A 16,859-nucleotide genomic window follows, 5' to 3' on the forward strand; every position below is an offset into this window, starting at 1 on the left:
GCCACCACCAGTCGAGCCGCCACCACCAGTCGAGCCGCCACCGCCGGTCGAGCCGCCACCACCGGTCGAGCCGCCACCACCGGTCGAGCCGCCACCACCGGTCGAGCCGCCGCCGCCGGTCGAGCCGCCACCACCGGTCGAGCCGCCGCCGCCAGTCGAGCCGCCACCGCCGGTCGAGCCACCACCGCCAGTCGAGCCGCCGCCGCTGGAGCCGGTGATCGCCGGATAGGCGTTCTGGACCAGCATGACGAATTGATTGTGGAACCATGCGCCAGAAATCGGGGAATCGGGCAGTGCACCTGTCAACACGCCATCCGGTGTTGTGTATCCAGGGTCGCACATCTTGTCAAAGCCTTTGCCTTGATTGTTCGGGATGTATTTGCTGGAGCCGTCCGAAACGCCGGGTTCTTTGATGAACGCATAAGCATGCACATGCTGTGTCGGTGCCGCAGTCGGAGGCATGCCGATGCCAGCTCCGCTTACATTGCACCAGTTGCCACGGGCAGTCCGCTTGTCTACGCGGCCAGAGTCAACATAGGTGTTGATATCGCTGCCACTGGCCGATGTCGGGCGGTTGGGTCCGCCCCAGCCGTTGCGGCTGGTATCGATAATGAATCCAATCTTGCTTGGCCAGCCTGCGGAAACGAAGTTGTTATAGAGCTTTCCACCACCGGTCGAGCCGCCACCACCGGTCGAGCCGCCACCACCGGTCGAGCCGCCGCCGCCGGTCGAGCCGCCACCACCGGTCGAGCCGCCGCCGCCAGTCGAGCCGCCACCGCCGGTCGAGCCACCACCGCCAGTCGAGCCGCCGCCGCTGGAGCCGGTGATCGCCGGATAGGCGTTCTGGACCAGCATGACGAATTGATTGTGGAACCATGCGCCAGAAATCGGGGAATCGGGCAGTGCACCTGTCAACACGCCATCCGGTGTTGTGTATCCAGGGTCGCACATCTTGTCAAAGCCTTTGCCTTGATTGTTCGGGATGTATTTGCTGGAGCCGTCCGAAACGCCGGGTTCTTTGATGAACGCATAAGCATGCACATGCTGTGTCGGTGCCGCAGTCGGAGGCATGCCGATGCCAGCTCCGCTTACATTGCACCAGTTGCCACGGGCAGTCCGCTTGTCTACGCGGCCAGAGTCAACATAGGTGTTGATATCGCTGCCACTGGCCGATGTCGGGCGGTTGGGTCCGCCCCAGCCGTTGCGGCTGGTATCGATAATGAATCCAATCTTGCTTGGCCAGCCTGCGGAAACGAAGTTGTTATAGAGCTTTTGCACATAATCAGATTCGTTGAAGATAGGGTTCCATTGGTAGAACTTGGACGATCTGATCGGCTGCCCACCGACATTCATATTGGAGTCTGGCAGGTTCGGCTCGCTGATTGGCGTCGCGTTCGCCGTGTTGGTGGCAAACCCATCGAGACTGGCAATGCCTGCTGTGGTGTCTTGAAAAACTTGTGTATACAGGGGGATGGTTTTGCTGAGGTTGTTGTCCCAGCCTAGCCAGCCGCTATGCGCGATATCGGCATAGTTGTATGTATTCGGAATCGCATGGAGCTTGTTGATGGCGTATTTGATGGCCGCTTCGTAGATGCCTGAGGAGTAGGCTTGGCCGCAGGCCGGGGTATCCAAGTTGGTGACGAGGTTCGGTAAGCTGTCCGGCTCGACAATGTTGACGATACGCAGATCTTGGTATTTCGGATCTGCCAGGATGCCCGCGATTACATCGATGTATTCGCTTTTGTAACGAGTCAGTCCGTCTTGAGTCAAGGCGAGTTCGCCGTTAGAGGACAGTGCGTGGCAATCGCGTCCAGGCATGTCATAAATCACAAGCCCGATTGTAATCGGAGTTCCCGATTTTTTTTGCGCCAGGGCGGAATTCAGGTGATCTCTCAGGCCAAGCAGTCCAGCGTTTTTATTGCCGCCATAGATCGCGCCGATCGAGTCGAGCCAGACGAAGGTCGGATAGGACTTGACCGTCTGCATTTTTGCGGCTAGTGCGGGGTCGTTGACCTTTGCAATCGACGAGTCGACATTCGCGGCGTAGTCTTTATTCAAGTAATTGGTTGCGCCTAAAAACGGATTGTCGACGTGAGATTGAGCATGAGCGGCCAGGCTGGAGAGCAGGCATACGCTCAGTAATGACGCAGTTGCTTTATATTTGAAGCGTTTGCGGGGCGACGTGGTTGCTTTCATGGTTGTCTCTCTATTTTGAAGTCTTATTAGGTTTTTTATTTATGCAAGCATGGTCGTGGCGCTTTGGCCGTTTCGATCACTTTGTGGATTGCCCCCTAGCGATTAGTGTGTAGTGAAATGAAATTTTGGCGTAGCAGTCCCCGAAGCGCCGCCGATAAATAAATCGAGCAGCTCTGGTCATTGGGGTGAATTGTGTTTAGTCGTTGCTGGAAAAACTATCTAAATGCACAAGCAATCTGCTGCTGTTCGTGCTGCTTGCTCTTGAAAAAGTGGATAGACCGCAGATGTGGGTAATTGCCAGAGGAACGTATTGTTGCGAAAATATTTTCGAGATGGATTTCTCTTTGTGCCACCAATATGGTTCTGGGGAGCGACATTAATGCCGCAAGTGAACAAGAGAAGCGAACCTACATGTCACGGAGCCTTAATGCCTTGCTTGTTGGGAGCAGAAGATCAATTTCGAGATACAGCATTCTGTGAGCGTGCTCAAGAAATGAATTAGGCTTGAATACAAACTGATGAAGTGCTTATCGTTCCTCTAAAATAATGTGACGCCTCTCGCTGAACGAGTGGCCCAATATATACTTTCTAATGAAATCTTCACGCGGAATCCGGGGTCAATAACCCTTACCCGCGTGTAAGTGCGCAAACGACCGGGCGTGAAAATACCTCTGCGGCGTCGCTGCAATGAAAAAAGCATGGTCCGCGCAGCCGCCGTTTGCGTCAGCGATCATCGGGTGGAGACGAACTGGATGTCAGCGGATTGCTTGCGCAGTGCAAGGTGTCTCGGGCGTCGTCTTGACCGGCTTGCTGCCGTGCCGAGTGTGCGGCAGGTCACGTGGCGTTGCGCCACCCATGCTCACGTGCCAGCGCACACAGGAGCGCGGCGAAATCTGCGGCAAAGCCTTGCATGTCGAACAGGCCGCTCGTTTCCCGGCGTTGTCGCAGCCGTTCTTGCAGCGCGTGCAGCGCACTCCGGTCGCATCCGAGGCGTACCGCCATGGCGATGAAGGCGTCATCGTCGCCTACGTTCATGTCATCCATGCCCAGATGGTGGTTGAGGCTGCCGGCCACGCGCGCGGCGAACGTGGTGCCGGGGCAAGTGAGGACCGGGCAGCCAGCCCATAGTGCATCGGAGGCGGTGGTGTGCGCGTTGTAGGAATGCGTATCTAAAAACAGGTCGGCATGCCGATAGCGGGAGAGATACTCCGGGTGCGCCAGTTTCGGCATGAAGCGCAGGCGCGCCGGGTCCAAGTCGGCTTGATGGGCGGCTTGGCGCAGCCGCGCATCCGCTTGGCCGGGACCGGACAGCAGCCAGAGGACGCTGTCTGGCACTTGGTGCAGCACCGCCAGCATTCGCGCCATGCTGCGTGGACTCAATTTGTAGCTGTTGTTGAAGCAGCAAAACACGGTGCCGGTTTCGGGCAGGCCGCAGTCGTGCCGCGTTGGTGGGATGCCGACGTGGCGGGTGGTGTCGGAGGGCTGGAATGCACGCGGTAGACGCAGCACCCGCTCGCTGTAATGTGCGGTGAGAGTCGGTGGAAGGGCGTAGCCATCGCCGATGACATAGTCCATCCATGGCGCGCCAGATGTGCCAGGGTAGGCGAGCCAGTTGATCTGCACGGGGGCTGGACGCAGCGCCAGCACCTCGGGTGCGCCGCCGCCGCCCCAGCCACGCAGATCCAGCAGCATGTCGATGCCGGCCTCGCGGATGCGTTGGGCGATGGTGCGATGCGCTTGCGCGGTCACGCTGTGCCAGGTGTGCGCCGCCGCTTGCAGGCGGGCGTGGATCGCACTGCGGTCGTCACCGTTCAGTGCGAACAGGTGTACCTGCAGGTCCGCATGCGCACGCAGGTGTTCGAACAGGGCGACGGTCAGCAAGCCGGTGGGATGGGCACCGAACCCGTTGGACAGAAAGCCGATCCGTAGCGGGCCGTGCTGGCGGACCGTGGTTGCCGGCAGTGGGGTCAGTGTGGCTGCCAGCGCCTCGGCACGGTTGCGCGCGCAGCGCAGTTGCTCGGCCGGGGAAGCGTCCTCGTTGAGGAAGGCGAACGGTTCGATCGCTGGATGTCCACGGCGCACCGCGGTACGGACGTGCTGCGACAGCGCGTCGAGATCGCGCCAGTCGCACAGTTTGCGTCGCCAGTTGAGCAGGTGCGCGACAATCGACGGCTCCTGCGGCAGCAGGGCATATGCATGCGCGTAGGCATCTGCGGCGGCTTCCGCTTCGCCGTTGTCCTCCAGGGCGTGGCCCAGCCATAAGGCGATGCCGGGATGTTGCGGAGCTTGCTGCAATGCTTGGCGCAAGCTGTGCGCGGCGTCGGCATGGCGGCCCTGGGTCCATCGCACCCGGCCCAGCCGCGCCAGCGCTTCGGGATGGCCTGGACGCAGTTGCAGCGCGCGCAGCGCGGCATGTTCGCCAGCGGCGATGGCGCCAGCGCCGAGTTCGGCATCGGCCAGCATCACCCAGGCGAGGAAATCCTGTGGGTCGCGTCGTACTGTCTCGCGCAGGTGGCGCAGTTCGTCGGCGTCGTCGCCGCTCATATGCGTTTTGTTGCCAGGCGACTCACGCGCTGTTGCTCAGCCGCGCCAGTGCGTCGACCTGGTGCTCGTGGCTCAGGCGTTCGATCAGCGCGTCGAGATCGCCTTCGATCACATCCGGCAGGTCGTATAGCGTCAGGCCCTCGACACGATGGTCGGTGATGCGGCCCTGCGGAAAGTTGTAGGTGCGGATGCGTTGGCTGCGGTCGCCACTGCCGACCTGCAGCTTGCGGTCCTGTGCTTCGGCCGCGGCCTGCTTGTTGCGTTCGGCATCGAGCAACTGCGCCTTGAGTCGTTTCATTGCCTTGTCGCGGTTGGCGTGCTGGCTACGTTCGGTCTGGCACTCCACCACCACGCCACTGGGGACGTGGGTGATGCGAATCGCCGATTCGGTCTTGTTGACGTGCTGGCCGCCCGCGCCGGAGGAACGGAAGGTGTCGATTTTCAGATCGGCTGGATTGATTGCGATCTCTTCCACGTCGTCGGCTTCGGGAATGATCGCCACCGTTGCCGCCGAGGTGTGGATGCGTCCTTGCGATTCGGTGGCCGGCACGCGTTGCACGCGGTGGGTGCCGGATTCGAACTTCAATTTGGAGTAAGCGCCGCGACCGACGATGCGCGCGACGATTTCCTTGTAGCCGCCGTGTTCGCCGGGGTTGTCCGATTCCACTTCCACTTTCCATCCCTGGCGCTCGGCGTAGCGCGCGTACATGCGGAACAGGTCGCCGGCGAAGATCGCGGCTTCGTCGCCGCCGGTGCCGGCGCGCACTTCCAGGAATAGGTTACCGTCGTCGCGTGGATCGCGCGGGACCAGCAGCAGCGCCAGTTGCGCATCCAGCTCGGCCAGATGCGCCTGCGCGGCGGCGATTTCTTCCTCTGCCAGTTCGCGCAGTTCCGGATCGGCGCGCATCGCTTCGGCGGAGGCCAGGTCGGCCTTGGCTGCCGCTTCCTCGGCCAGCGCCGTGGCGACCGGCTGCAGTTGCGCGAATTCGCGCGAGTAGTCGCGGAAGCGTTGGTTATCGCTGACCACCTCGGGGTCGGAGAGCAGGCGTTCGAGTTCTTCGCGACGCTCGGCCAGCGCCTCCAGCTTACGGCGCAGGGTCGGTGTCATCGGGTTTCAGTATCGGGTGGAAGTAGCCCGGTTTTTCCGGGAACAGGCGCTCGGCGGCGTTTGCCAGTTCGCTGTCGCCGCGTAATGCCGCTGCGCGCAGCGCCGCAGTGGGCGGGTGCAGCAGCCGGTTGGTCAGGGTGTTGGCGAGGAAGTCCAGGACCTCCTCGGCCGGTTTGCCGTGCGCCAGTTGTTGCCGTGCTTTGGCCAGGACGTCGTCGCGGGTGCTGTCGCCATGCGCGCGCAGGCGCTTGAGTGGCGCTTGACGGGTGCTGGCCTGCAGCGTCTCCATGTAGCGCACGACCTGCAGGTCGATGATCGCCTCGGCGGCCTGGGCCGCTTCGCGCCGGCTGCGCCGGTTGTCCTCGACTGCGCGTTCCAGATCGTCCACGGTATATAGATAGGCGTCGGCCAGCTCGGCCACGTCGGTGGCGATATCCCGGGGGACCGCCAGGTCGAACAACAGCATCGGTTTGTGCTTGCGCACGCGCAGCGCCTGCTCGACCTGCGCCCGCTTGATCACCGGCGCGGGCGCGGCGGTAGCCGAGAACACCACGTCGGCCTCGTGCAGATGCCGTTCCAGTTCGCTCAGGGGTAGTGCCACGCCACGATGGCGGCTGGCCAGCTCCTGGGCGTGGGCAAGCGTGCGGTTGGCGATCAGCAGGCGTTGTACGCGGCTTTCGCTGAGATGCTTGGCGGCCAGTTCGATGGTTTCGCCTGCGCCGACCAGCAGCACGGTCGATTCGTTGAGCCGGGCGAAGGCGTCTTGTGCCAGGCGCACCGCGGTCGAGGCCACCGAGACCGGATTGGCGCCGACCCGCGTATCGGTGCGCGCGCGCTTGGCGACCGCGAAGGTCTGCTGGAACAATCGATCCAGACGGTTGCCCATCGCCCGGTGTTCGCGCGCCAGCGCCCAGGCCTCCTTGACCTGGCCCAGGATCTGCGGTTCGCCCAGGACCATGGAATCCAGCCCGGTGGCGACGCGGAACAGATGCCGCACCGCGTCGGCGTCCTGGTGCCGATAGAGATGCCCATGCAGGCCGGCGGCGTGCGAATCCAGCCAATCGGCCAACTGCTGCGCATCGTCGGCGATCGCGTACAGCTCGGTGCGGTTGCAGGTGGACAGCAGCGCCGCTTCGGTCACCTCGGGCAGCGCGCGCAGCGATTGCAGCGCATGCGGGAGTGCATCGCCAGCGAATGCCACCCGTTCGCGCAGGTCGACCGGCGCGGTCTGATGGTTCAATCCGAGCACCCACAACGTCATCTGTTCAGTCGCTTGCGATAAGCTGCTGGCTATTCAGGGCCCCATTTTACGGCCCGGCCGCTTCCGATGCCCGCATTGATTCGCATCCGTACCTTTCTGCTGCTGCCCCTCATCGCCGCCGCTGTGGCGACGCCGGTTGACGCCAAGCCCGCGCGCCCGGACCAGGGCGTGCTGACCCCGGTGCTGGCGGGCGAGTTCGCGCTACAGGCCGGGCAATTGGCCGACGCCACGCGCTGGTATCTGCAGGCGGCCAACGACAGTCCCGGCGATATCGGCCTGGCCGAGCGCGCCACCCGCATCGCGATGCTGTCCAACGACGGCAAGGCGGCGGCGCAGGCGCTGGCGTTGTGGCGGCAGCGCGCGCCGGCTTCGTTGGCGATGCGTAGTGCCGAGGCCGCGCTGGCGTTGCGCGGCGGCAATTTGCATCAGGCGCGGGGTCTGCTGGTGGCGCTGTTGCGCGATAAGGATCCGCGTGGTTGGCGCTTCGCCTTGATGGCGCTGGTCAGCGGCAACCGTGATCCGGAGGTGGCGGCGAAAGCACTGGACCAGTTGCTTGATGCGAACGCTATCCCGAATCAGCTCGAAGCCTGGCAGGAGTTCGGGCGATTGGCGCTGCGACTCGAACAACCCAAGCTGGCCGAGCGCATCGTCGAGCAGTTGGTCAAACGCTTCCCGTCCGAGCCGCGAGTGGCGCTGTTGCATGCCACCCAGTTGCAGCAGGAGGGCAAGAGCGAACAAGCCCACGCGCTGTTGCAGGGCGTGGAGCCGAAGGTGGCGGCGGATTCGGAACTGCGCGCCGCGCTGGCGTATGCCTATGATGCGATCGGCGATACCGCCAGCGCGGCACGGGTGCTGGCGCTAGGGCCGCAGAGCACGGAGAACTACGGCTTGCGCGCCTCGATGCTGGCCAAGTTGCAGGACAACGCGGCCTTGCGCGCCTCGATGCTGGCCAAGTTGCAGGACAACGCGGCGCTGACTGCGCTGTACGACGAGTTGCGCAAGGGAACGAACCGGCCCGATCCGGAGCGGCGGTTGTTGCTCGGCAAGATCGCCGAATTCCTCAAGCGCAACCAGGAAGCGGTGGACTGGTACCGTGGCGTGTCGAGCGGCCCCTTGCGTAGCGAAGCGCGTTTGCGCATGGCCGACGCACTGTATGGTTTGGGGCAGAAGGACGCCGCCTTCGCCGAGGCGCGCGCGCTGCAGGACGATGCCGATGCCGATGATGCCGCGCGCCGCGACGCCTACGTGTTGGAGGCGGAATTGCGCCAGCGCAGCGGCGACGATACGGGCGAACTGCAAGTGTTCGAACGCGGCCTGGCCGCCTATCCGGACGACAATGCGCTGTTGTACGCGCGTGGACTTGCCTGGGAGCGCCGCGACCGTATCGATCGCGCCGAGGCCGACTTGCGCAAGATCCTGGTCACCGAGCCGGACAACGTGGCGGCGCTGAACGCGCTCGGCTACACCCTGGCCGATCGCACCAAGCGTTACCGCGAAGCGCTGGAGTTGATCGATCGCGCGCGTACCGCCGATCCGGAGAACGCGGCGATCATCGATAGCTACGGCTGGGTGTTGTACCGGCTCGGCAAGACCCAGGAAGCACTCGTGCAACTGCGCCGCGCCTGGGGTCTGCTGAAGGATCCGGAGATCGCCGCGCACATTGGTCAGCTGCTGTGGGAGCAGGGGAAGCGCGAGGAGGCCAAGACGTATTTCGAAGCAGCGCGCAAGTTGGATCCGAACAATCGCGCCTTGCAGCGGGCCATGGAAAAGGCAGTGCCATGAAGGCGCTGTTGCGCGCCGGATGGGGGGGGCTGGCGGCCCTTGCGTTGGCTGGTTGTGCGGGGGTGCAGTCGCGCCCGCCGCTGACTGCGCTGTACGACGAGTTGCGCAAGGGAACGAACCGGCCCGATCCGGAGCGGCGGTTGTTGCTCGGCAAGATCGCCGAATTCCTCAAGCGCAACCAGGAAGCGGTGGACTGGTACCGTGGCGTGTCGAGCGGCCCCTTGCGTAGCGAAGCGCGTTTGCGCATGGCCGACGCACTGTATGGTTTGGGGCAGAAGGACGCCGCCTTCGCCGAGGCGCGCGCGCTGCAGGACGATGCCGATGCCGATGATGCCGCGCGCCGCGACGCCTACGTGTTGGAGGCGGAATTGCGCCAGCGCAGCGGCGACGATACGGGCGAACTGCAAGTGTTCGAACGCGGCCTGGCCGCCTATCCGGACGACAATGCGCTGTTGTACGCGCGTGGACTTGCCTGGGAGCGCCGCGACCGTATCGATCGCGCCGAGGCCGACTTGCGCAAGATCCTGGTCACCGAGCCGGACAACGTGGCGGCGCTGAACGCGCTCGGCTACACCCTGGCCGATCGCACCAAGCGTTACCGCGAAGCGCTGGAGTTGATCGATCGCGCGCGTACCGCCGATCCGGAGAACGCGGCGATCATCGATAGCTACGGCTGGGTGTTGTACCGGCTCGGCAAGACCCAGGAAGCACTCGTGCAACTGCGCCGCGCCTGGGGTCTGCTGAAGGATCCGGAGATCGCCGCGCACATTGGTCAGCTGCTGTGGGAGCAGGGGAAGCGCGAGGAGGCCAAGACGTATTTCGAAGCAGCGCGCAAGTTGGATCCGAACAATCGCGCCTTGCAGCGGGCCATGGAAAAGGCAGTGCCATGAAGGCGCTGTTGCGCGCCGGATGGGGGGGGCTGGCGGCCCTTGCGTTGGCTGGTTGTGCGGGGGTGCAGTCGCGCCCGCCGACGCCGGCCGTCGGCGCGCCCGATGCGGCTGCGCGGCAGGTGGAAAAGGCGCGTGCGCAATGGTTGCAGGCACAGCCGAACTGGTCCTTCCAGGGCCGCGTCGCGGTCAGCAACGGGCATAACGGTGGCAGTGGACGTATCGACTGGGCCCAGCACGGGCGCGGCTACGACGTGCAGCTCAGCGCCCCGGTGACCCGGCAGAGCTGGCGCTTGCGCGGCGATAGCCAGTCCGGGGCTGGACGTCTGGACGGTCTGGAGGGTGGGCCGCGTGCCGGTGAGGATGCGCAGCAGGTGTTGCTGGCGGCGACGGGTTGGGAGATTCCGGTCAATTTGCTGCCGGATTGGGTGCGCGGCCTGGTGGCGCGCGATGCACGGGCGCCCGAGCGGCTCGACGACGATGCGCAGGGGCGTCCCCATCTGCTGCGGCAGATGGGCTGGGACATCGAGTTTCAGGAGTGGTATCCGCCTGTTGCTGGGCGGCCGTCGCTGCCACGGCGGATCGAGGCGCGCAGTGGCGATGCCAAGGTGCGGCTGCTGGTCGATCAATGGGACATTCCGGCGTCATGATCCATGCCTCGGACGGGGGCTGGTCGCATTGGCCGGCCCCGGCGAAGCTGAACCTGTTCCTGCAGATCACGGGCCGCCGCGCTGACGGTTATCACCAATTGCAGACCGTGTTCCGCCTGCTCGATTGGGGTGACACGGTGTCTGTGCGGCCGCGCGCCGACGGCGTGGTGGCGCGCATCGGGCCTTCCGTGGCCGGGGTTGCCGAGGCCGACGACCTCCTGGTGCGCGCGGCCGTTTTACTGCAAAAAGAAGCCAATATCGCCAAAGGGGTGGATATCCGCGTCGAAAAGCGGATTCCTGCCGGGGGGGGGTTCGGCGGTGGATCCTCGGATGCGGCCACCGTGCTGCTTGTGCTCAACACGCTGTGGGGCGCCGGTCTGGATGAAGACGCGCTGGCCAGGTTGGGGCTGTCGCTGGGCGCTGACGTGCCGGTGTTCGTGCGCGGCCACGACGCCTGGGCCGAGGGTATTGGCGAGCGTTTGACCCCGATCGTGTTGCCTCCGGCCTGGTACGTCGTGGTCGATCCGGGCGTTCATGTGCCCACTGCGACCTTGTTCCAGTCTGAAGATTTGACGCGGGATGCTGCGCCCGCGAAAATAGGCGACTTCGTTTCAGGTTTCCTGCTCGGGAATGCGTTCGAGCCGGTCCTGCTTCGCCGCGAACCCGCTGTCCATGCGGCGTTCCAGGCGCTTGCAAGGATCGGAACGCCGCGCTTGACCGGATCGGGGAGCGGTTGTTTCGTCGAGTTTGCCGATCGCGCCGCCGCACAGCGCGCGCTGGCGGACTTGCCGAATGGGATGCGCGCCTGGGTGGCAGGCGGCGTGGCCCGCTCGCCGCTGCTCGACGCGCTGGAGGTTTGACAAGTTTTACGCAGGGGCGTCGCCAAGAGGCCCAAGGCACCAGGTTTTGATCCTGGCATTCGTAGGTTCGAATCCTACCGCCCCTGCCATTGATGCGAGTCTCTCGCAAGATTCCGCACATTCGTGTGCGTGGATGCAACAGGTGAAGCGCCGCTTTGCCTTGGTTTCTCCGGTTTCACATCGCTATCTTCGCCACACGCTCTTTGCCGCCACCTGAGTGATTTCTTCATGCAAGACCAACGTAACCTGCTGGTGTTCTGCGGTAATGCCAACAAACCTTTGGCCAAGAGCATCTGTCGCGAGTTGGGCGTGCGTGCGGGCAAGGCGATGGTGTCGCGTTTCTCCGACGGCGAAGTGCAGGTGGAAATCGAGGAGAACGTGCGTCGGCAGGAAGTGTTCGTGGTGCAGCCGACCTGCGCGCCGAGCGCTGAGAACCTGATGGAGTTGTTGGTACTGATCGACGCGCTCAAGCGCGCAAGTGCCGCCAGTGTGACTGCGGTGGTGCCGTACTTCGGTTATTCGCGACAGGATCGGCGCATGCGTTCTTCGCGCGTGCCGATCACCGCCAAGGTTGCCGCCAAGATGTTCAGCGCGGTCAACGCTGATCGTGTGCTTACCGTCGATCTGCATGCCGATCAGATTCAGGGTTTCTTCGATATCCCGGTCGATAACGTGTATGCCTCGCCGCTGTTGCTGGCCGATATCTGGCGTGCCTACGGGACCGACAACCTGATCGTGGTCTCGCCCGACGTCGGCGGCGTGGTGCGCGCGCGCGCCGTGGCCAAACGTCTGGACGATGCCGATCTGGCGATCATCGACAAGCGCCGTCCGCGTGCCAACGTGGCGACGGTGATGAACATCATCGGGGATGTCGAAGGCAAGACGTGCGTGCTGGTCGACGATATCGTCGACACCGCTGGCACCCTGTGCGCCGCGGCGGCCGCTTTGAAGGCCCAGGGCGCGTTGAAGGTGGCTGCGTATTGCACCCATCCGGTGTTGTCCGGCCCGGCGGTGAGCAATATCAGCAATTCGCAACTGGACGAACTGGTCGTCACCGATACCATTCCGCTCTCGGAAGCGGCGCGCGCCTGCGGCAAGATTCGCCAGCTCAGCGTTGCCGAGTTGCTCGCCGAAACCATTCGCCGTATCGCCTTCGGCGAGTCGGTCAGTTCGTTGTACGTCGATTGAGGGTCGGGCGGGCGTTGCCCGTCCCGGCTTACGTTCCGGCTCTTCTGGTCGCGGGAGAGTCTTTCAAACCGTCGCGAGGCGGTTCATTCAACTAAGGTAGTAAGCGCAAAATGGCAACCACGCATGAAATCAAGGTTCAGCGCCGCGAAGTCGAGGGTAAGGGTGCGAGCCGCCGCCTCCGTCGCGACGGCCTGATCCCGGCCATCGTCTACGGTGGCGACCTGAAGCCGGTCAACATCCAGCTCAATCACAACGAAGTCTGGCTGGCTAGCCAGAACGACTGGTTCTATTCGTCCATCCTCAGCCTGAGCTTGAACGGCGACACGCAGAAGGTGTTGCTGCGCGATATGCAGCGTCATCCGTACAAGCAGTTGATCATGCACATCGACTTCCAGCGCGTGAACGACAACGAGGCGCTGCACGCTGCGGTGCCGCTGCACTTCCTCCACGAGGATGTGTCGCCGGCCGGCAAGTCGGCCGAAGTGGTCGTCACTCACGAATTGAACGAAATCCAGGTCGTGTGCTTGCCGAAGGATCTGCCGGAGTTCGTCGAAGTCGACTTGTCCAAGCTGTCGGTCGGCGATGTGATTCACTTGTCCGATCTGAAGCTGCCGGCCGGTGTCGAGTTGCCGCAGCTGAAGTTGGGCAAGGAGCACGACGTGGCGGTGGTCATCGCCAAGCATGGTCGGGTCGAGGAAGAGCCCGAGGCAACCGATGCGGCTGCGGCCGAGCCGGCGAAGAAGGACGGCAAGTAATCGTCTGCGTGGCGCCTGGGCCATTGTGGTTCGGGCGCCGCGACGATGCGCTGCGGCATGACTGGTCTGCGTCTGATCGTCGGTCTGGGCAATCCCGGGGCCGAGCACGCCAATACCCGGCACAACGCCGGGTTTCGTTTTGTCGATCATCTGGCGCAACAGGCCGGTGCGCGCTGGAGTGTGGAGACCAAGTTGTTTGGTGAGACTGCCAAGGTGGATGTCGCGGGCCAGTCCGTGTGGCTGCTGAAGCCGGCCACCTATATGAATCTCAGCGGCAAGTCGGTGACGGCGGCGCTGCGGTATTGGAAGATCGAGCCTGCGCAGGCGCTGCTGGCGCACGACGAGCTCGATCTGGCGCCGGGCACAGCGCGGCTCAAGTTCGATGGCGGCCACGGTGGACAGAATGGCTTGCGCGACACCATTCGCTTGCTTGGGCATGCCGGCTTCCATCGCTTGCGTATTGGAATCGGGCATCCGGGGCACAAGGACAAGGTCGTGCCGTGGGTATTAAGCCGTGCAAGCCAGGGTGAGCAAATACTGATCGACCGCGCCATCGACGACGCTCTCGCGGTGCTGCCGTTGGCGGTGCAGGGCGATTTCAACGAAGCGATGAAACGGCTGCATACGAGCAGGGATTCGTGATTGGGGATTGGGGATTCGCCTCCGTGATGCGGGGCGCATCTCCAATCCCGAATCCCAAATCCTGGAAGTAAATCATGGGCATTAAGTGCGGCATCGTCGGGTTGCCCAATGTTGGCAAGTCGACTCTGTTCAATGCATTGACCAAGGCGGGCATCGCTGCGGCCAATTTCCCGTTCTGCACCATCGAGCCCAACGTCGGCGTTGTGCCGGTGCCAGATCCGCGGCTTGGTGCGCTGGCGGCGATCATCAATCCGCAGAAGGTCGTCCCCACCGCGGTCGAATTCGTCGATATCGCTGGCTTGGTTGCCGGTGCCGCCAGTGGTGAGGGATTGGGCAACAAGTTCCTTGCGCACATCCGCGAAGTCGATGCGATCACCCACGTGGTGCGCTGTTTCGAGCATAGCGACATCATCCACGTCAATAACAGGGTCGATCCGGTTTCCGATATCGAGACGATCGATATCGAATTGGCCCTGGCCGATTTGGAGAGCGTGGAAAAAGCGCTAAACCGTGCCGAGCGCGCGGCCAAGGGCGGCGACAAGGATGCTGCCGCGCGCAAGCCGGTGCTCGCCAAGCTGCAAGCTGCGCTGGCCGACGGCAAGCCTGGGCGTAGCGCGGGGCTGGATGAAGAGGAAAAAGCGTTGGTGCGCGATTTGTTTCTGCTCACCCTCAAGCCGGTGATGTACATCGCCAACGTGTTGGAGGATGGCTTCGAGAACAATCCGCACCTGGAGGCTGTGCGTGCGCGCGCCGCTGCCGAGGGCGCCGAGGTTGTGCCGGTGTCGGCGGCGATCGAGGAAGAGTTGTCGCAACTGGACGATGCCGATCGCGACGCGTTTCTGGTCGATCTGGGCTTGCAGGAGCCGGGTTTGAACCGGGTGATTCGCGCCGCCTATGCGCTGCTGGGGCTGCAGACGTATTTCACCGCCGGGGTGAAGGAAGTGCGGGCATGGACGGTGAAAGTGGGAGCGACCGCGCCCCAGGCGGCGGCGGTGATCCATACCGATTTCGAGAAAGGCTTCATCCGTGCCGAGACCATCGCCTACGACGATTTCATCAAGTACAAGGGTGAGAGCGGCGCGCGGGAGGCCGGACGTTTGCGCCTGGAAGGCAAGGAGTACCGCGTGCAGGAAGGCGATATCCTGCATTTCCGTTTCAATGTCTGATCCGATCCGAAGCTGTTGCGCGTGCTTTGCGCAAGCGCACATGGACAATTGCGCTGCCATGCCTGCCCGCGTCAAAAGGCTGTTGACAAGGCAATGGTGTCAGGGAAGAATAGCGGGCTGTTTCACCCCTCTTTGATTCGGTTTCGCGACCGGGTTGGGGTGGGTAGTTGGAGGGATACCCAAGCGGCCAACGGGGGCAGACTGTAAATCTGCTGGCTTACGCCTTCGGTGGTTCGAATCCACCTCCCTCCACCAGTAATTTTGTTGTGGCAGTGTGTCATCCCGTAGCGGGAGTAGTTCAACGGTAGAACCTCAGCCTTCCAAGCTGATGGTGCGGGTTCGATTCCCGTCTCCCGCTCCATTGAACGCGCGTGTGTCACAATAAAGCAACGCTCACGTAGCTCAGTCGGTAGAGCACCTCCTTGGTAAGGAGGAGGTCGAAGGTTCGATTCCTTTCGTGAGCACCATATTCAGTCGTCAAATCTTTCTAAGATCATCGAGAAGAAGCAGCCATGGCCAAGGGTAAGTTCGAGCGCACCAAGCCGCACGTCAACGTCGGCACCATCGGTCACGTCGACCACGGCAAGACCACGCTGACGGCCGCACTGACCAAGGTCGGCGCGGAGCGCTTCGGCGGCGAATTCAAGGCCTACGACGCGATCGACGCGGCGCCGGAAGAGAAGGCGCGCGGTATCACGATCTCGACGGCCCACGTGGAATACGAATCCCCGTCGCGTCATTACGCGCACGTGGATTGCCCGGGGCACGCGGACTACGTGAAGAACATGATCACCGGTGCGGCGCAGATGGACGGCGCGATTCTGGTGTGCTCGCGCACGTGGATTGCCCGGGGCACGCGGACTACGTGAAGAACATGATCACCGGTGCGGCGCAGATGGACGGCGCGATTCTGGTGTGCTCGGCCGCCGACGGCCCGATGCCGCAGACGCGCGAGCACATCCTGCTGTCGCGTCAGGTCGGCGTGCCGCACATCGTGGTGTTCTTGAACAAGGCCGATATGGTCGACGACGCCGAGCTGCTTGAGCTGGTCGAGATGGAAGTGCGCGAGCTGCTGAGCAAGTACGACTTCCCGGGCGACGACACCTACCCCGATCATCCATGGTTCGGCGCGTCTGGCGCTGGAGGGTGATCAGAGCGAGATCGGCGTGCCGGCGATCCTGAAGCTGGTGGAGGCGCTGGACACGTTCATCCCGGAGCCGCAGCGCGACGTGGACAAGCCGTTCCTGATGCCGGTGGAAGACGTGTTCTCGATTTCCGGTCGCGGCACGGTGGTGACCGGTCGTATCGAGCGCGGCATCATCAAGGTGGGCGACGAAATCGAAATCGTCGGCATCCGTGCGACGCAGAAGACCACGGTGACGGGCGTGGAAATGTTCCGCAAGCTGCTGGACCAGGGTCAGGCGGGCGATAACGCGGGTCTGCTGCTGCGCGGCACCAAGCGTGACGACGTGGAGCGCGGCCAGGTGCTGTGCAAGCCGGGTTCGATCAAGCCGCACACCGAGTTCGAGGCCGAGGTGTACGTGTTGTCGAAGGACGAGGGTGGTCGTCACAAGCCGTTCTTCCCGGGCTATCGTCCGCAGTTCTATTTCCGCACGACCGATATCACCGGCGAGTGCAAGCTGCCGGAGGGCGTGGAGATGGTGATGCCGGGCGACAACGTCAAGATGGTGGTGGCGTTGATCAACCCGGTGGCGATGGACGAAGGTCTGCGTTTTGCGATCCGCGAAGGTGGCCGGACCGTCGGCGCCGGCGTGGTGGCCAAGATCATCAAGTAATGCACTCTGGTAGCCTGGGCTGCC

11 protein-coding genes, 4 tRNA genes and 2 pseudogenes are annotated in these 16,859 nt (G+C 63.3%); 13 read left to right on the forward strand and 4 right to left on the reverse strand.

Features of this window, described 5'->3' with window-relative positions; genetic code table 11:
• The 4 genes from XANALMUS060_RS18960 to hemA form a co-directional block, all read right to left on the reverse strand.
• Positions 1-2,196: glycoside hydrolase family 6 protein (locus XANALMUS060_RS18960; protein WP_152640536.1), on the reverse strand; the 2,196-nt coding region annotated here is incomplete at its 3' end.
• Positions 2,197-3,030: 834 nt separating this feature from the next.
• The gene (locus XANALMUS060_RS15480; RefSeq protein ID WP_045739199.1) at positions 3,031-4,740 is read right to left on the reverse strand and encodes a glycosyltransferase family 41 protein; all 1,710 of its coding nucleotides are present in this window, start codon (positions 4,738-4,740) and stop codon (positions 3,031-3,033) included.
• 22 nt (positions 4,741-4,762) lie between these two features.
• Positions 4,763-5,848 carry a peptide chain release factor 1 gene (gene prfA, locus XANALMUS060_RS15485; RefSeq protein ID WP_045726880.1) on the reverse strand — a complete coding sequence of 362 codons (1,086 nt, stop codon included), beginning with the start codon at positions 5,846-5,848 and terminating at the stop codon, positions 4,763-4,765.
• Positions 5,826-7,109 (reverse strand): glutamyl-tRNA reductase, encoded by a 1,284-nt coding sequence (gene hemA, locus XANALMUS060_RS15490; RefSeq protein ID WP_045739200.1) that lies wholly within the window; start codon positions 7,107-7,109, stop codon positions 5,826-5,828. Before hemA ends, prfA begins: the two co-directional genes overlap by 23 nt.
• Before the next feature lie 66 nt (positions 7,110-7,175).
• On the opposite strand from hemA, the gene XANALMUS060_RS15495 reads away from it, so the two are divergent.
• The 13 genes and pseudogenes from XANALMUS060_RS15495 to tuf all read left to right on the forward strand — a co-directional run bounded on the left by XANALMUS060_RS15495 (position 7,176) and on the right by tuf (position 16,835).
• Complete coding sequence (locus tag XANALMUS060_RS15495) at positions 7,176-8,891, forward strand: tetratricopeptide repeat protein (protein ID WP_045739201.1); 1,716 nt, start codon at positions 7,176-7,178, stop codon at positions 8,889-8,891.
• An 80-nt stretch (positions 8,892-8,971) separates the two neighbouring features.
• Positions 8,972-9,781: pseudogene (locus XANALMUS060_RS15500) on the forward strand (tetratricopeptide repeat protein); the annotation flags it as partial.
• The gene (gene lolB, locus XANALMUS060_RS15505; protein WP_045739202.1) at positions 9,778-10,428 is read left to right on the forward strand and encodes a lipoprotein insertase outer membrane protein LolB; all 651 of its coding nucleotides are present in this window, start codon (positions 9,778-9,780) and stop codon (positions 10,426-10,428) included. The pseudogene XANALMUS060_RS15500 and the gene lolB, both read left to right, overlap by 4 nt.
• Entirely contained in the window at positions 10,425-11,288 is an 864-nt protein-coding gene (gene ispE / locus XANALMUS060_RS15510; protein WP_045739203.1) for a 4-(cytidine 5'-diphospho)-2-C-methyl-D-erythritol kinase, read from the forward strand. The genes lolB and ispE overlap by 4 nt, the downstream gene beginning before the upstream one ends.
• A 12-nt stretch (positions 11,289-11,300) precedes the next feature.
• Positions 11,301-11,377, forward strand: a tRNA-Gln gene (locus tag XANALMUS060_RS15515).
• Positions 11,378-11,516: 139 nt separating this feature from the next.
• A complete protein-coding gene (locus tag XANALMUS060_RS15520; protein ID WP_045726885.1) occupies positions 11,517-12,476 on the forward strand; it encodes a ribose-phosphate diphosphokinase in 960 nt (319 codons plus the stop codon).
• A gap of 110 nt (positions 12,477-12,586) precedes the next feature.
• Positions 12,587-13,231: a 50S ribosomal protein L25/general stress protein Ctc gene (locus tag XANALMUS060_RS15525; RefSeq protein WP_045739204.1), complete on the forward strand. Its 645-nt coding sequence runs from the start codon at positions 12,587-12,589 to the stop codon at positions 13,229-13,231.
• A 57-nt stretch (positions 13,232-13,288) separates the two neighbouring features.
• Positions 13,289-13,873: an aminoacyl-tRNA hydrolase gene (gene pth, locus XANALMUS060_RS15530; protein ID WP_045739208.1), complete on the forward strand. Its 585-nt coding sequence runs from the start codon at positions 13,289-13,291 to the stop codon at positions 13,871-13,873.
• A gap of 74 nt (positions 13,874-13,947) precedes the next feature.
• Positions 13,948-15,039: a redox-regulated ATPase YchF gene (gene ychF, locus XANALMUS060_RS15535; protein WP_045739205.1), complete on the forward strand. Its 1,092-nt coding sequence runs from the start codon at positions 13,948-13,950 to the stop codon at positions 15,037-15,039.
• A gap of 169 nt (positions 15,040-15,208) precedes the next feature.
• Positions 15,209-15,294: transfer RNA gene (locus tag XANALMUS060_RS15540), tRNA-Tyr, on the forward strand.
• A gap of 32 nt (positions 15,295-15,326) precedes the next feature.
• Positions 15,327-15,400 (forward strand) — tRNA-Gly (locus XANALMUS060_RS15545).
• Positions 15,401-15,430: 30 nt separating this feature from the next.
• A tRNA-Thr gene (locus XANALMUS060_RS15550) sits at positions 15,431-15,506 on the forward strand.
• Between the two features lie 45 nt (positions 15,507-15,551).
• Positions 15,552-16,835, forward strand: a pseudogene (tuf, locus tag XANALMUS060_RS15555) (elongation factor Tu).
• Positions 16,836-16,859 lie beyond the last annotated feature (24 nt).

Source organism: Xanthomonas sp. MUS 060 (genome assembly GCF_000963215.1).
Taxonomy (GTDB): Bacteria; Pseudomonadota; Gammaproteobacteria; order Xanthomonadales; family Xanthomonadaceae; genus Xanthomonas_A.

Excerpts from the sequence above, each read along its gene's own strand:
- XANALMUS060_RS15525 (WP_045739204.1), top strand. The coding sequence starts at position 12,587 with ATGGCAACCACGCATGAAATCAAGGTTCAGCGCCGCGAAGTCGAGGGT.
- pth (WP_045739208.1), top strand. The coding sequence starts at position 13,289 with ATGACTGGTCTGCGTCTGATCGTCGGTCTGGGCAATCCCGGGGCCGAG.
- XANALMUS060_RS15520 (WP_045726885.1), top strand. The coding sequence starts at position 11,517 with ATGCAAGACCAACGTAACCTGCTGGTGTTCTGCGGTAATGCCAACAAA.
- lolB (WP_045739202.1), top strand. The coding sequence starts at position 9,778 with ATGAAGGCGCTGTTGCGCGCCGGATGGGGGGGGCTGGCGGCCCTTGCG.
- ychF (WP_045739205.1), top strand. The coding sequence starts at position 13,948 with ATGGGCATTAAGTGCGGCATCGTCGGGTTGCCCAATGTTGGCAAGTCG.
- XANALMUS060_RS15480 (WP_045739199.1), bottom strand. The coding sequence starts at position 4,740 with ATGAGCGGCGACGACGCCGACGAACTGCGCCACCTGCGCGAGACAGTA.
- XANALMUS060_RS15495 (WP_045739201.1), top strand. The coding sequence starts at position 7,176 with ATGCCCGCATTGATTCGCATCCGTACCTTTCTGCTGCTGCCCCTCATC.
- prfA (WP_045726880.1), bottom strand. The coding sequence starts at position 5,848 with ATGACACCGACCCTGCGCCGTAAGCTGGAGGCGCTGGCCGAGCGTCGC.
- hemA (WP_045739200.1), bottom strand. The coding sequence starts at position 7,109 with ATGACGTTGTGGGTGCTCGGATTGAACCATCAGACCGCGCCGGTCGAC.
- ispE (WP_045739203.1), top strand. The coding sequence starts at position 10,425 with ATGATCCATGCCTCGGACGGGGGCTGGTCGCATTGGCCGGCCCCGGCG.